The 14,721-nt window shown below is 52.7% G+C and carries 12 protein-coding genes; 1 reads left to right on the top strand and 11 read right to left on the bottom strand.

Translation table 11 applies throughout. The annotated features are described in order from the left end of the window. Positions 1-67: 67 nt before the first annotated feature. The 9 genes from FFM82_RS03425 to FFM82_RS03385 form a co-directional block, all read right to left on the bottom strand. Positions 68-910 (bottom strand): DUF72 domain-containing protein, encoded by an 843-nt coding sequence (locus tag FFM82_RS03425; protein WP_137644473.1) that lies wholly within the window; start codon positions 908-910, stop codon positions 68-70. Then, positions 907-1,605, bottom strand: coding sequence for an NAD-dependent protein deacylase (locus FFM82_RS03420; protein ID WP_137644472.1), 699 nt, complete (start codon positions 1,603-1,605; stop codon positions 907-909). Before FFM82_RS03420 ends, FFM82_RS03425 begins: the two co-directional genes overlap by 4 nt. An 18-nt stretch (positions 1,606-1,623) precedes the next feature. Beyond that, a complete protein-coding gene (locus tag FFM82_RS03415; protein ID WP_137644471.1) occupies positions 1,624-2,583 on the bottom strand; it encodes an IpaB/EvcA family protein in 960 nt (319 codons plus the stop codon). Next, positions 2,576-3,850: a hydroxymethylglutaryl-CoA reductase, degradative gene (locus FFM82_RS03410; protein ID WP_137644470.1), complete on the bottom strand. Its 1,275-nt coding sequence runs from the start codon at positions 3,848-3,850 to the stop codon at positions 2,576-2,578. The genes FFM82_RS03415 and FFM82_RS03410 overlap by 8 nt, the downstream gene beginning before the upstream one ends. A gap of 22 nt (positions 3,851-3,872) precedes the next feature. Further along, positions 3,873-4,796, bottom strand: a complete 924-nt coding sequence (locus FFM82_RS03405; RefSeq protein ID WP_137644469.1) for a Ppx/GppA family phosphatase — start codon at positions 4,794-4,796, stop codon at positions 3,873-3,875. A 182-nt stretch (positions 4,797-4,978) separates the two neighbouring features. Further along, positions 4,979-5,977: a tRNA dihydrouridine synthase gene (locus FFM82_RS03400; RefSeq protein ID WP_137644468.1), complete on the bottom strand. Its 999-nt coding sequence runs from the start codon at positions 5,975-5,977 to the stop codon at positions 4,979-4,981. Positions 5,978-6,130: 153 nt separating this feature from the next. After that, a complete protein-coding gene (trpS, locus tag FFM82_RS03395; protein WP_137644467.1) occupies positions 6,131-7,147 on the bottom strand; it encodes a tryptophan--tRNA ligase in 1,017 nt (338 codons plus the stop codon). A 303-nt stretch (positions 7,148-7,450) separates the two neighbouring features. Further along, positions 7,451-8,620, bottom strand: a complete 1,170-nt coding sequence (locus FFM82_RS03390) for a pyridoxal phosphate-dependent aminotransferase (RefSeq protein ID WP_137644466.1) — start codon at positions 8,618-8,620, stop codon at positions 7,451-7,453. 25 nt (positions 8,621-8,645) lie between these two features. Then, a complete protein-coding gene (locus FFM82_RS03385; protein WP_137644465.1) occupies positions 8,646-9,422 on the bottom strand; it encodes a carbon-nitrogen family hydrolase in 777 nt (258 codons plus the stop codon). A 179-nt stretch (positions 9,423-9,601) separates the two neighbouring features. Here FFM82_RS03385 and helD point away from each other — a divergent pair, with 179 nt between their 5' ends. Beyond that, the gene (helD, locus tag FFM82_RS03380; protein WP_137644464.1) at positions 9,602-11,911 is read left to right on the top strand and encodes an RNA polymerase recycling motor HelD; all 2,310 of its coding nucleotides are present in this window, start codon (positions 9,602-9,604) and stop codon (positions 11,909-11,911) included. Positions 11,912-12,002: 91 nt separating this feature from the next. Here helD and FFM82_RS03375 read toward each other — a convergent pair whose 3' ends face one another. Next, positions 12,003-13,199, bottom strand: coding sequence for a cation:proton antiporter (locus tag FFM82_RS03375; RefSeq protein WP_371852232.1), 1,197 nt, complete (start codon positions 13,197-13,199; stop codon positions 12,003-12,005). A gap of 71 nt (positions 13,200-13,270) precedes the next feature. Continuing rightward, the gene (brnQ, locus tag FFM82_RS03370; RefSeq protein ID WP_137644463.1) at positions 13,271-14,641 is read right to left on the bottom strand and encodes a branched-chain amino acid transport system II carrier protein; all 1,371 of its coding nucleotides are present in this window, start codon (positions 14,639-14,641) and stop codon (positions 13,271-13,273) included. Between the last annotated feature and the right edge of the window lie 80 nt (positions 14,642-14,721).

The raw sequence follows: 14,721 nt of genomic DNA, 5'->3' as shown, positions 1-14,721 counted from the left end.
ATTGTTCTTTTCCTGTTTTTATATAAAAAACACACATAAAAAACATTATATTTTTTATATCGAAATCCTAAAATAAATCAAGTTGTTGCGGACCTAAATCACCGAACGAAATTCCCAGCAAAGCTTTTAATTGTAACGCGTTATCGGCGGCGTCCCCGCCCGAGTTATTATTAAAAATCACACAAACTTCTTCGGTCTGGGGTGCCAACTGCTCAACCACGGTTTTAAAGTCGTTCAGTTCCTGGTCGCTATAACGGTAGAGGGTTCGCTGACCGCGCCAGTCCGGTCCCTTATTCGACCAGCCCTTCTGGTTGCGACCGTGTAGCCGTAGCAACGCGAGTTTCGGGCTGGTCACGACCGGTTCGAAGGTCACGCCGTCATTTAGCGCGTGCGGTTCATCCACAACCACGTGGGCAACGCCCAAATCACGCAAGAAGTCGAACACCGCGTCCTTCACGCCCGGCTGGTACCAGCTTTGATTCCGGAACTCAACGGCAATCGGGACCCCCGGCAACCAATCGACCATTCGCTGTAAATAATGAAAATTGCGGTTCGACCGCTCAAAGAACGGTGGAAACTGAAACAGCACCGCTTTTAACTGCTGGTGTTGAATCAACGGTTTCAACATTGCCCGGTACTCGCGGTAGGCGGTCTTCAGCGCGTCCATTGAAAGCCCCTCGTCCTGCGTATTATGCAGGGTCATCACCTGATTGGCCTTTAAGATGAATTGAAAACGAGCGGGTACGGCCTTCTGCCACTTTGCAACCGTCGTCACCCGCGGGATGCCGTAAAACGGCGTGTCGACTTCCACGACCGGCAACACCCCCGAATACTCGGTCAGCGTCAGCTTATCGGTTCCGCCCAATAAGCTCGGGTGTTCACTCCACGTTGTTAACCCGATCGTAATCATGATAAGGTCACGTTTTCGAAGAACTCAACCGCGTTTTGTTGGACCATCGTGAAGTCGAACGGCAGTTGGAGCGGTTCCTCGTTGATGGCCATCACCCGCGCCTGCGGGTTCCGGTAGTCGATCAAGCCGGCAAACGGGTAGACCCGAAACGAGGTCCCACAGATGACAACTAGGTCGGCCGCCTGTAAGAACGCTAATGACCGTTGAATGCTTTCCTGAGCAATCCCTTCGTCGTACAGGACAACGTTGGGTCGCAAGTAACCGTGGTCAGTCGCGTGGTACGGTGATTTTAAATAATCCGCCCACGGTACTGACTGACCGCAAGCCGTACAATAGATGTGATACAGGTTACCGTGAAATTCGACCAAGTTTTTGGTGCCGGCAACGTTATACAAATTGTCAATATTTTGGGTGATCACGCTGGCACGTCCCTGCTGAGTAAGGGCCGCCATTTTCTCGTGGATCACGTTGGGTTTTGCGTCCGGATAATATAAATTATCTTGTAAATACTGGTAAAAATCTTGGGGATGTTCCGCCAAAAAAGCGTGGCTTAAATAGTATTCCGCGTTATGGTGCTGCGTATACAAGCCGTTTTTGGAACGGTAATCCGGAATACCGGACGGGGTCGAAACCCCCGCACCGGTCATAAAAACAATGTGTTGGCTCTGATTTAGTAATTCTTGTGCATCAACCATCTGCCAAGCCCCCTAACCTTAACGTAACGTGTATGGTAAGTTCATTTCTTCAAATAATTGTTTAACCGTCTTAGCGTAAGTTTCCTTGAAAAAGGCGTCGCTATGCTTCTGGGCCGGTGCTGATAAGACAAAGGCGTTCTGACGGTCGCCCTTGTTCAAGCCGATGTAAGCGCGGGTGTGTTTCTTCTTATCCAACATGTCCGAATGATAAATATCGAACAGTTGGCGCACTTCTAAACGCTGTTGGCGTTCACTAAAGACGTTCTGCACGGTCACAAATTCGCTGCCGTGTAACATTGGTAAGTGCCAAGCGGTCATTTGCTCATCGAACGCTTTGAACAACTTCACCACGGCCCGACGCATTGCGAACGGCGTATCGACCGCCTTTTCACAAATTACCGCGAACAAGTCCTGGGCAGCTGGAAAGGCCTTCGGGTAATTATCGGCTAACTTCGCCGTTAACTGTGGCGTTAACTGACCGTCAAAGAAAACCAGGAGGTCGGTCAGGGTCAGTAACCGTAACGTCATCATGGCGTCATCCTTACCAGCTTCTTCGGGGTCGATGGTTGCCTCGACCCCCTTAACGTATAACTCGGCGATGTTATCATCAATTAGGTCGTGTTGCCGCTGCTTTTTCACAACTAGCACGTGGCTAACCATGTCGTACAGTTCGGTGGCGATTGCCATCAACTGTTCGTCTAACCGTTGATCACGGGTGGTTAAATTAAAGGTGATCTGCGGAAAACCTTGTAATAACAACAATAAGTGGAGTAACTCGTGGGACGCCGTGTAGTTAGGCGCCGTAACGTCGTTGACCATCACCGTCAGATCACCGTCGTGCAACGCTTGTTGGGCCTGGTCGTGGCGGACGTACCCCGCCTTGTCCGTCCCAAACTTCACGGTAATGTTCCCTGGAAACAGGCTGTTGGCGGTCGCTAATAAATCGGTTACGGTTGCGTTTAATTGTGGTTCAGTCATTGGTCTCTTCCTTTGTTTGGCGCAGCGCGGTGATCAGCCGTTGGGTGGTCGCTAAGTCTTGCTGCGGTGCTAATTCAAGCTGCTGCAACACGGCTGGCAGTTCCGCCGGAGTGGCGCCCGCTGCTAACGCTAATGATTTTAATTGTAAGTGCATGTGGCCCTGCTGAATACCGGTCGTAACTAGCGCACGCAGCGCCGCCAAGTTTTGGGCGAGGCCGACCGCGGCAATAATTCTAGCTAAGTCACCAGCCTGGTCCACTTGCAGTAGACGCTGATTCAACTGGGCTAATTCGTTAATTTTGATGGAGCCACCCACGATGCCGACCGGTAACGGGATTGACAGCGTCCCACGCAAGGTCTGACCATCGCTGGTCCAGCTACTCATGCCGCGGTAATGACCGTCCTTGGCCGCGTAGGCGTGCGCGCCGCTCTCTAAGGCCCGCCAATCGTTACCGGTCGCAATCGCCACGGCGTCAATGCCGTTCATGATGCCCTTATTATGGGTCGTCGCCCGGTACGGATCAATTTGGGCAACGGTACTAGCCGCGGCGATTTTTGCCGCGACCAATTTACCCGAATAGCGGCCCGCCTGGAGTAACGCGACCGGAATCGCGCACTCGGCCTTGACCAGACTAGCCGTCGCAAAGTTCGATAAAATACTCATCAGCGGATCGGTTTTGGTTAGTACCCCAATCGACTTAGCGACGGCCTCCAACATCGTATTCAACATGTTAGCGCCCATCGCCGCCTGAACATCAACGAACAGGTCAACCGACAAGTAGCCCTGCCCCAGTACGCGGGTCCGAATCCGGCGGGCCCCGCCACCCCGCTTTTTAAGACTGGGGTGGGCGGCATCGGCTACCCGCAACAGCTCGGCCTGGTGCGCTTCGATCACGGCCGCCGTTTCTGCCGGCGCGGTTAGTTGTTCCAAGACGATCTGCCCGATCATTTCACGCTGGTTCAGCGTCGTCTTAAACCCGCCGGCGCGTTTGACGATCTTAGCACCGTTACTAGCAGCCGCGATTACCGAGGGCTCCTCGGTCACCATCGGCACGACCTTGGCCTGGCCGTCGACCACGAAGTTAACGGCCAACCCCATCGGTAATGGGTAATCCGTTAAGTAGTTTTCAATAATCTGGTGGTGTTCCGGTAAGTAGTACTTCTTAAAAAGGGCCCGTTCAGCCGGCGTCAACTGAGCCTGCTCCGCAACGATGGCGGTGCGTTCGGCCCAAGTCTTTTGATAAAAATGGCGAAAATCAGCTGTCATAATATCCTTCCAATCCCAACCTTCAGTTTTCTGAATTCAAGTATTCCGAGATAATGCCTTCACGCACACCGCTTTCCGAAAAGACGACCCGGTCACTATCCAACATCTGTAACAAGGTCACTAGGGGTAACATCCCACCGACGATGATGTCGGCCCGGTCGTACTCCATCCCGGAAATACTTTGACGGCCCTTTTTCGAGCGCGCCAGTAAGTCGATGAACGTGTGAAAGACGGTCTCGGTTTTTAAGCGGTAGCCGTGAATGTCTTCCACCTTTAACTTTTGCTGCCGGCGCCGGTTGATGCGTGCCAACGTTCGGTTAGCCCCGCCCAGTAAAATGATCGGGTAGTGGCGCGCCTCACTCAACCACCAAATATCGGCTAGCCGGTTACGCAAAAACATCTGTGCCCGAAACAACTGGTCAGCGGCAATAACGTCGTCCAAGCCAAACTGTTCCGATAGCGTCACCGCGCCAAACGGGACGCTGATCAACTGTTGTTTACGACCATCCTTCACCAGGATCAGTTCGCAACTGGCCCCACCGGTGTCTAAAATCAGGCAGTCACTCACCACCAGCGAGTTAACCACCCCAAGGTAGTCGTAATACGCCTCATCATCACCGGATAAGACCCGTAAATCCAACCCGACCGATTGACGAACCCGGTCTAAAAACTCGCGCTGGTTCTGGGCCATCCGGACCGCCGCGGTCGTAATCCCAATAACGGCGGTATGCGGCATGGCCGAGTAAAGGCACCGAAAGCCTTGTAACGCCCGAATCGTCCGTTCAATTGCTTCCGGTTGCAGGACGTGCTGAGCACCCATTCCTTGCGATAACCGGGTATCTTCCTTAACCCGTTTGATTTCCGACGCGGTCCCGTTCTCGTGGATGCGACTAACGGCCATCCGCGCTGAATTCGACCCTAAATCGACAATTGCTAAGTTCTTCATCCACACCACGCTCACTTTTCTATAAATTAACGCTTTAACTAGTTACAGTTTACCATTAATTCGCGTTTGACTGGGACTTGCCGGTCACGCTGAGAATGGGGCAAAAGTCGCGCCCCATCATTTAGCCACACCCTTGTAAAAAAACAACCAGTAGTCACCGACCACTGGTTGTCATCCGGTCCTTACTTGGTAGGGGCCAAGTAGGGCGCTAATAATTTTCGCACGTCGGCGGTTGACTTGGCGTCCATCATCCGGTTACGTAACGCGGTCGCGCCGAGTTCCGGACGGGCGTAAATCTTGAAGAAGCGCTTCAACGACGGGAAGCGGGGAACGTCGTAACGGGTCGCAAAGTCGTCAAATAAGTCTAGTTGCATCGCCAACAACCGTAACAGTTCCGGTAGCGAGTGCGGTTGAGGCTGCGATTCGAAGGCGAACGGGTTAGCAAACACCCCGCGACCGATCATAATCGCGTCCAGTCCGGGGTGGGCCTTAGCTAATGCCAGCCCCGCTTGGTAGTCCGCAATGTCACCGTTAATTTGTAACAACGTCTGCGGAGCAATTTCGTCGCGCATCTTGATCAGCTCGTCAATCACTTCAAGGTGGGCCGGCACCTTGCTCATTTCCTGCTTCGTCCGCAAGTGGACCGTTAATACGGCGACATTTTGCCGGAGTAGCGTCGGAATCCAAGTCCGAAATTCGGCTAGCTTACTATAACCCAGCCGGGTCTTGGCACTCACTGCCAAGCCGGACGTCTTGGCCGCCGCGATGACGTTAGCCGCCCATTCGGGATTCCGAATCAGGTCGCTACCACCGTGGTTTTTAATAACGGTCCCGTCCGGGCAACCCATGTTGATATCAACGGCTTGAAAGCCGCGCTCCCGCAACACGGCGGTGGCCGCCGCAAAATCGGCCGCTTCGTTACCCCAAAGCTGGACGACCGGTCGCTGTTGTTCCTGCGGTGCCACGTACAGGCGGCCGTGAACCGGGAACTTCGTATTAGGGTCCGTAATCGCCTTAGCGTAAACGAACTCACTGAAAAAGGCATCCGGCGCTGCGGCCTGCGTAATCACCTGACGAAAAACGGTGTTACTGACGGCTTCCATCGGTGCCATGGTAAATATCGGACGGTGCGCTTGCCGGGCTTGATCGGCAAGCTGCGTCCAAAACGGGGTTTCTGTCACGATCAGTTACTTCCTATCTATTTTTGAATGGTTCTCATTTTAGCATGAATACCGCGGGAATGCAGGTCTCGACTTTGCGGGACTAAGAAATCCGGCAGGCGCACTAGTTGTGTGCCTGCCGGATTTCTTGGCAATTATGCCGAAAACTACGGCTTACTTGAAATAGTTAATGCCGATAGCATCCTTCATTTCACTCCAAGTTTGGTCGGCCACCACGTTAGCTTTGGCGGTCCCGTCCTTCAAAATTTGGAGTACTTGGGCCGGGTCAGCTTCGTAAATCGCCCGCCGTTCGCGAATTGGCCGTAAGACCCCGTCCAAGACGTCCATTAAGTAGCGTTTGATCTTAACGTCACCCAAGCCACCGTGTTGGTACTGGGCCTTTAAGTCGGCAACTTTGGCCTTATCGTCATCAAAAATGTCGAGGTAGGTAAAGACGACGTTACCGTCAACCTTACCCGGATCTTCAATGTGAATGTGATCCGGATCAGTATACATCGACATGACCTTCTTCTTTAACGTGTCGGCGTCGTCGGACAAGTAAATCGCGTTACCCAGCGACTTACTCATCTTCGCGTTACCGTCTAGCCCCGGAATCCGACCCAGTCCCTTTGGTGGGAAGTAGCCTTCCGGTTCGACCAACGTATCGGTGTTATAAGTCTTATTGAAGCTACGGACCAGTTCACGAGTTTGTTCGAGCATCGGTTCCTGATCGTCACCCACCGGAACGGTCGTCGCCTTGAAGGCCGTGATGTCGGCAGCTTGACTAACTGGGTAAACAAAGAAGCCGGCCGGCACACTTTCACCAAAGGCCTTCTGTTTAATTTCGGTCTTCACGGTTGGGTTACGGTTCAACCGCGAAACCGTCACTAAATTCAAGTATTGGTTCATCATGTCGGTCAACGCCGTGATTTGTGATTGCACTAAAATTGTGGTCTTCTTAGGGTCGATGCCGACCGCTAAGTAGTCCATGGCAACTTGTAACAAACTCTTACGAATCTTTTCCGGATCATGGGCGTTGTCGGTTAACGCCTGGTTATCCGCGATCATAATGTACGTATCGTAGTCGCCGGTATTTTGTAGTTCAACGCGGTTACGTAACGAACCGACGTAGTGGCCAATGTGCAACTTACCGGTTGGGCGGTCACCCGTTAAAATTACTTTTTTTGTCATGCTAAACATCCTTTCATCGTGTCGCTTTAGTTTTAAAATAGGACGAAAAAACGTCCTAATCGACTTTGATAGTCAATTAGGACGCATCACCGTGGTACCACCTAAATTGCAGAAACCTGTTTCTGCCACTCGTCACCGATAAGGGTGGGGTCCCCGGTTTGCACCGAATCTCCAAAAAGCCAATTCGGTTGTCCGTTCCGGCTCTCAGCACTGGCCGAATCTCTGTTGGTGGACTTCCTACTGTTCTTTTCTTCAACGATTAATTAGCTCTAGTTTAAGCGTTATCGTACGGCCTGTCAAAGGTTAGAAAAGCTTTAATTGACCGACCCGTTCCACCGCTTCGGTTAACCGTTCTTCCGAAACTAGCAGGCCGATCCGGACGTAGCCCTCACCGTGGGGGCCAAAGCCGTTGCACGGCGCCACCGCTACGCTGGCTTTATCCAGTAACAGGTCGGCAAATTGCTCGCTGGTATAGCCCGCCGGCACCTTCATTAACGTATAGAAGGCACCACCCGGTTTGTAAGCCGGCCAGTTGATCTTGGCCGCGGCCGCGAGCAACGCGTTGCGCCGCGACTCGTAGCGGTCGCTGATTGCCTGAGCCGCCCGTTGGTCACTATTAAGGGCCGCCATCCCCGCCCGTTGAATTGCCGGGAAGACGCTCACAAATAAGTGGTCCTGAATTAAATTAATGGCTTCGATCATATCGGGATTACCAACCGCAAAGCCTAACCGCCAACCGGCCATGTTATAAGTCTTGGAGAAAGAATACATTTCAATCCCCACGTCCTTAGCCCCCGGTGTTTGTAAGAAACTGATCGGACGCTTGCCGTCGTAGCCAATCGCACCGTAGGCAAAGTCACTAACGATGCCAATCTGGTGGCGTTGCGCATACGCCACCGTTTGGCGGTAAAATTCCGGCGTCGCAACCGCTCCAGTCGGGTTGTTCGGGTAGTTCATGTAGAGCAGCTTAGCCGCGTCGGCGACTTGTGGATCTAAGCGGTCGAAGTCTAATAGGAAGTTATTTTCTTCCAGCAGCGGGTAGGTTGCCAGCTTAACTTGGGCCAGTGCCACCCCCGAAAAGTAATCCGGGTAACCCGGGTCGGGCATTAAAATCGTTTCACCGGGGTTCATTAACGCGTAGGGTAACTCGACTAAGCCGATTTTCGTGCCCCCCAGCACAGCCACTTCGGTTTCAGGGTCAAGCTTGACCCCGTACTCGCGTTCGTAAAAGTCGGCGCAGGCCTGCTTAAAGTCCGGTTGGCCGCGGAACTGGGCGTATTTATGGGTTGCCGGGTCCTGGGCCGCCGTTGAGAGGGCTTCGACGATGAACGGCGGCGTTGGCTGGTCGGGGTTTCCCTGACCGAGGTTGATCACGTCGGCACCGCTAGCAACTTTCGCGTTGACCCGTTGCACTAGGCTGGCAAAAAACTGTTTCGGTAAATGTTGTAAAATTTCTGATTCTGAAAAACGCATGAAGGCACCACTTTCTCTTATCAATTTAATAAAGTTCGGGACGCCGGTCATCAAAGACCGGGATTTGGCCGCGCACCGCGGTGACTTGCTCAAGGTCGAGCGTCGCCGTAATGAGCTGAGCATGGGCCCCGGCAATCGCCACGATTTTCCCCAACGGGTCGATGACGAGTGACTGACCGCCAAAGTCGTTGTCGGGGTCACTACCGACCCGGTTAACGGCCACCACGAACGCCTGGTTCTCAATGGCGCGGGCCTGTAACAATAGGCGCCACTGCGGCAGGCGGACGGTTGGCCATTCGGCACTCACGAAAATCACCCGCGGCCCCTGCGCCGCCTGCTTACGTAACCATTCCGGGAAGCGAATGTCGTAGCAGATGACGCCCATTGCCGGTACGTCGTCGATTGGAAATAGATTTTCCGTCTGCCCTGCGGTAATGTAGCGGTCCTCGGCCATTAAGCCGAAGCGGTGGACCTTATCGTAACGGCTCAGCAACTGGCCCTGGCGGTTCACAACCAACATTTCATTATAATAGTGCCCGTCACGCGCCACCGCGACCGACCCACCCACGATGTTGACCTTGAACTGGCGGGCCAACCGTCCCAGCAGCTTAAGCGTCCGCTCACCGTTATCGTCCGCCAAGACGTTTAAGCGTTTCAAGGCGTAGCCGGTATTCCACATTTCGGGTAACACCACCACGTCGACGGTTTCTTCCGCCGCTTTTTGAACCGCGGTCTCAACCTGCGCAAAGTTCGCGTCCGGATCACCAAAATGAATATTTAATTGTGCTAAGGCGACTCGCAAAATCCCACCCCATTAATTAGAATTATTAAAATCATATTAGAATATTTTAGGATGGCTTGCAAGTCTAACTCCCGAATATTTCGCAGGTCACGCTAGGCACTTTCATTGACAGCGCCCCTAAATCCGCCTAGAATTATTCAAGCAATTTAGCCGATTTAACAGACGGGAGGCCCTATTTAGTGGCAATATCAGCAGATGAACAACAACAGGAACAGCACCGGGTCGATCGGGTCATTGCGCAAGTTAAAGCCCGCGCACAACAAACGGACCAGTTACTCGCCAAGGCCCACCACGAAACCGATGTAATTCAGAAGAACTATGGTGATAATAACTCCGTCAACACGTTCGAAGTCGACGACCGGATCGAAACCAACGCCGAACTTCAACAACAAAAACAAATGGTCGAACGGGCGGTCGAATCCGAATCGATTTTAAAACGCCAGGTCGGCGTCTTAAAGGATTTAAGTAACTCACCCTACTTTGGCCGCATCGATATTCAGGATTCGCCGAGTGACGCGCCCGAAAAGCTCTACATTGGGACCGCTTCATTCGTTGATGCCGATCAAAACTTCTTAGTCTACGATTGGCGGGCCCCGATTTCGTCGGTTTACTATAATGGCACCCTCGGGCAGGTCAAGTACCGGACCCCGGCTGGCGAGCAAACCACCGATTTAATGAAGAAACGCCAATTTCAGATTGACCAGGGTCAAATCAAAAACGTCTTCGACACCAACGAAACCGTCGGCGACGAAATCTTACAATCGGTCCTGGGCCAACAAAACGACGCCTACATGCAAAACATTGTGGCCACGATTCAAAAGGAACAAAACGACATCATCCGTGACACTTACAGCGACTTGTTGGTCGTTCAGGGGGTCGCTGGTTCCGGTAAAACCTCGGCCATCTTACAACGGATCGCCTTCTTGCTATACCATTCGCGGGCATCGCTTGAAGCCGATCAGATGGTGCTCTTTTCACCGAACCGCCTCTTTAGCCATTACATTTCGGAAGTTCTCCCGAGCTTGGGCGAACGCAACATGCGTCAGGTCACCCTGGCCGAATTTTTAAGTGCCCGCTTCCAGGGGCTGACGGTTGAAAGCTTATTTGAACGCTACGAAAGCGACCGCAAGCAAACGGCGCTCACGCCGGCCATCCGTAATTTCCAAGAAAGTGCCGCCTTTATGCAACAAGTTGACCAGTACTGTCACACGTTGACCGCCGATCAGCTCCGCTTCACCAACATCGTCTTTAACGGTGAAATCTTTTTCCATAAGACCGCCATCGAACGGATTGCGGCGAGCCTACCGGCGGCCATGCAGCCGGCCGACCGCTTCTTAGCCATCAAGAACACGCTGATCAAGCGGTTAAAGCACCGCATCGACGACGAAGCCCAGGCCGACTGGGTCAATGAGATCATTGACCAGTTATCCGACGAAGCTTACCACGACCTCCTTGGTAGCAAGCGCCGCGGCGCGTTTCAGTCGTTAGACGACGAAGTCTTTTATATTGGTAAACAAATTGTGACTAAGCGGCTCCGCCAAGTTTACGACGCGATTTACAACGGCTACTTTTTGGACACTTACGAACAATATAACGACTTTTTGACCCAGGTCGAGCGGCCTACCGACGTCACCGCACAGCAGTGGCAGGAACGGCTCAAAGCGTTCCGTAACGGCATCGAGTACCACCAAATTGGCCTAGTCGACTGTGCGCCGCTCTTGTTGCTACGCGACATTTTAACCGGGAGCGGTCAGAACCGGCGGATGCAGTACATCTTCGTCGATGAAATGCAGGACTATTCACTGGCCCAGCTGCTTTACATCAAGCACGCTTTCCCGTTAGCCAAGTTCACGCTACTGGGGGATAGTGAGCAGGCGCTCTTCAAGGACATCGAACGGCCACAGCAATTACTGGAACGCTTACGTGACGCCTTCGACGTGCGGCGGGCGAACTTGATCACCCTCAATAAGAGTTACCGTTCGACCAAGCAAATCACCAACTTTGCCAAGGCGTTACTACCGGACGGTGACCAAATTCAGGCCTTCACCCGTGAAGGCGACCTCCCTAAGGTGATGATCCGCTACGGCACCGACGCCGCGTTTGCCGGTCTCCTGACCGAAGTAAACCGGCAGCTTACAACCACCCACACGGTCGCCGTGCTGACCCGCGACCTAGCGGAAAGTAAGCAAGTTTACCAATTTCTAAAGCACCACACCGTCACCACTCTGATGGCCGACAGTGACCGGACTATGCCGGAAGGGGTCATCGTGATGCCGATTTACCTAGCAAAGGGGTTGGAATTTGACGCCGTGATTGCCTACGACGTCTCGGCAACCAACTACCCTGATCAGCAATCGGTCGGCATCCTGTACACGATTGCCTCACGGGCGATGCACCATTTGACGTTACTCAGTATCGGCGACATCTCCCCACTAATTACCCACCTCGACCCGCAACTGTTCATGATTGAACACCAGGTCCGGGTTTAACAAAAAAATAGCACTAGGTTTTCGACCAAATCGAAAGCCTAGTGCTATTTTGTTATTTACGCTATGTGTTAGAAAATAGATTGTTCTATGTTTAAGTTAATTTTGTTCGGCTGGTTTGGGCGTATCCGGTGCGCGGTGAATCGCGTCCTTCAAAACAAACGGGGCGATCATCGTAACTAAAATGATGACCAAAATGATATCCGAGTAGTAATCCCCCGACAATAAGTGCCCCCGACAATAAGTGCGCGGAAAAACCGATTTGAGCCGTAATCAACGCCATTTCGCCGCGAGAAATCATCCCGGCTCCAACTAAGTAATTGCTGTGCCCACTAAAGCCGTTCAACTTGGCTCCCAAGCCGCAACCAAATAGTTTGGTGGCCACCCCGAGGAGCGTCATCACCACGATAAACGGCAACGATTGCCAAAAGCCGGCGAAGGTCATGTTCAAGCCAACGCTGACGAAGAACAGCGGAATGAACATCGTGTAGCCGACCGGTTCAACCGACACGTCGACCACGTGTTGATAGTCGGTCTGAGCAATCGCGACGCCCGCAAAGAACGCCCCGATTGCACCGCTTAAACCGACTAAGTCTGCCAACCACGCCATCGCTAAGCAAATCGTAATCGCCACAACGGTTGGTCCGGCCGCCATTAGCAAGTGGTCACTCAAACGCATCAGGTACGGGGCGACCCACTTGATCACCACGAACACGCCGGCAAAGAACGCCACTTGTTCCAATAGCACGATGGCCAAGTTCGTTTGCTGGGTGCCACCCTGGTCGCCCATCATCGAAATCATCACACTCAGTAAGATCACCCCGATGATGTCGTCGGCCACCGCGGCTCCAAGAATCGTGGCGCCTTCTTTAGTATCTAACGCCTTAAATTCCTTCAACACTTCCACTGAAATTGAGACCGAAGTAGCGGAAAAAATGACCCCGATAAAGAGCGACTCGAACCAACTAAAGTGAAACAGGCGGCTGGTCACTCCCATGACGATGACTGGGAACAAAACGCCAATGATTGCGACGACTACGGCCGGGCGTAAGTATTTTCGTAGCAGCGCCAAGTTGCTTTCCAGACCACCGATGAACATCAGGACGACCACCCCAATGTCCGAAAACGTCTGAACCAGCGTGCTTAAGTGGACCCAGTTCAAAATCGCCGGGCCGAGCACCACCCCCACCAAAATTTCGCCGATAACCGCCGGAATCCCCGCACGGTGCGCGAAGTGGCCGGCTAAGGTCGTTGCAAAGATCAATAAACAAAGTGTTCCCAAGAAACTCATCAAGTCACCATCCATCCGTTAATATTCAAGCCAGGTCTTTAACCTCACCTTCTATCATAACACCCCGCTTGTTAATTGACGTTATACGTCCGGGCACCCATGAATGCTCGTACCAGGTGCCAACTTAAGCCAATTAGTAGGCCAACCAGTGCCGGTACCGCCCAGTCCAAGCCAAGCTTTGCGAACGGCAAATAAGTATCATCCAGGGCTAACAACCGTTGAACCCAGTCCGTATTCGCAATGACGGCCGGTGCGGACCGCAGCGCATCTAAGACCGCCGGAATCAGCGTCAACGCGGTCGTCCACCGGTAAACGATCGGGTCATTATGAAAGAGCGGCGAACCGATTGCCAAAATAATGAGGGTAATCGCTAACGGGTATAAGAACATCAGCATCGGTGTCGACCAGGCAATGATCTGATCCAGGCCGATATTCGCAATTAGAAAGGACGCCCCGCAGGATAACCGGTTCCACGTCCGGTAACTGACCGTTGGAAACTTAGCGTGCAGCGCTTCGGAAAACGACGTCGCTAAGCCGACCGCGGTCGTTAAACAGGTCAACGTCGCCATGATGGCCAAAATAATTTCACCCGGTACGCCCATGAACGCGTTGGCGATTTGGGAAAAGGCAATGCCACCATCCGCAGATAGTTTAAATTGGGATAACGAGGTCGCCCCGATCCAAATCAGGCCAAGGTAGATCAACGCTTCCAAACTGATGCTTAGTAAGCTGGACTTGGCAGCCGTCTTGGCAATTGCCGCCGGTTGTCGTTGACCCATGCCGCGAATCGCCGTAACCACGGCAATGCCGAACAGTAGCGCTGCTAGGGCGTCCATGGTGTTGTAACCTTGTAAAAAGCCGTTTAAAAAGGCGTCCTGCTGGTAAGCCACCGTCGGGTTCGCAGTGGCCGCGGTACCCAGTGGATGGGTAAAGGCGAGACCAAAGATTAAGGCGAGTAAAATCAAGAATAACGGGTTGAGTAGTTTGCCAATCGTATCCACGATTCCGGTCGGTTTGCGGGCGGCCCAGTACGTCACGCTAAAGAAAATCAGCGAATAAATTAATAAGAACAGTGGTGCCTGCCCCGCGCTAACGTGACTGGCAATGCCGATTTGAAACGGCGTCGTCGCGGTCCGCGGTGTTGCGAACAACGGCCCCAACGTCGCGCAGGTCAAAATCATAAAACCGGTCGCGTACCGCTGTCCAATCGGCCGGGCAAGGTCGTAAATCCCGCTACTGTGCGTCACGCTAATCGCAATGATTCCCAGTAGCGGCAACAGGGTCCCAGTCAGCAAAAAGCCGCCCCCCGCAGTTAACCAGTGTGCGCCGGCTAACTGTCCTAAGTGGATTGGAAAAATCAAGTTGCCGGCCCCAAAGAACATACCGAATAACATGGAACCGATAATAATGTAATGCTTAATTGACAATCGTTGTGTTTGCATGGAATATCCCTCCGTTGCTTAACGTCAAGTGACTAAAATTAACAACTCAGCACACTCGGGCTAGGCCCCCAAAATTTGAA

It is taken from the genome of Lactiplantibacillus plajomi (assembly GCF_005405405.1).
Lineage (GTDB): Bacteria > Bacillota > Bacilli > Lactobacillales > Lactobacillaceae > Lactiplantibacillus > Lactiplantibacillus plajomi.
The sequence above is the reverse complement of the archived record's forward strand: the minus strand, read 5'-3'. Positions and strand labels throughout refer to the sequence as shown.

Excerpts from the sequence above, each read along its gene's own strand:
- FFM82_RS03405 (WP_137644469.1), bottom strand. The coding sequence starts at position 4,796 with ATGAAGAACTTAGCAATTGTCGATTTAGGGTCGAATTCAGCGCGGATG.
- FFM82_RS03390 (WP_137644466.1), bottom strand. The coding sequence starts at position 8,620 with ATGCGTTTTTCAGAATCAGAAATTTTACAACATTTACCGAAACAGTTT.
- FFM82_RS03420 (WP_137644472.1), bottom strand. The coding sequence starts at position 1,605 with ATGGTTGATGCACAAGAATTACTAAATCAGAGCCAACACATTGTTTTT.
- brnQ (WP_137644463.1), bottom strand. The coding sequence starts at position 14,641 with ATGCAAACACAACGATTGTCAATTAAGCATTACATTATTATCGGTTCC.
- trpS (WP_137644467.1), bottom strand. The coding sequence starts at position 7,147 with ATGACAAAAAAAGTAATTTTAACGGGTGACCGCCCAACCGGTAAGTTG.
- FFM82_RS03375 (WP_371852232.1), bottom strand. The coding sequence starts at position 13,199 with ATGAGTTTCTTGGGAACACTTTGTTTATTGATCTTTGCAACGACCTTA.
- FFM82_RS03415 (WP_137644471.1), bottom strand. The coding sequence starts at position 2,583 with ATGACTGAACCACAATTAAACGCAACCGTAACCGATTTATTAGCGACC.
- FFM82_RS03410 (WP_137644470.1), bottom strand. The coding sequence starts at position 3,850 with ATGACAGCTGATTTTCGCCATTTTTATCAAAAGACTTGGGCCGAACGC.
- FFM82_RS03425 (WP_137644473.1), bottom strand. The coding sequence starts at position 910 with ATGATTACGATCGGGTTAACAACGTGGAGTGAACACCCGAGCTTATTG.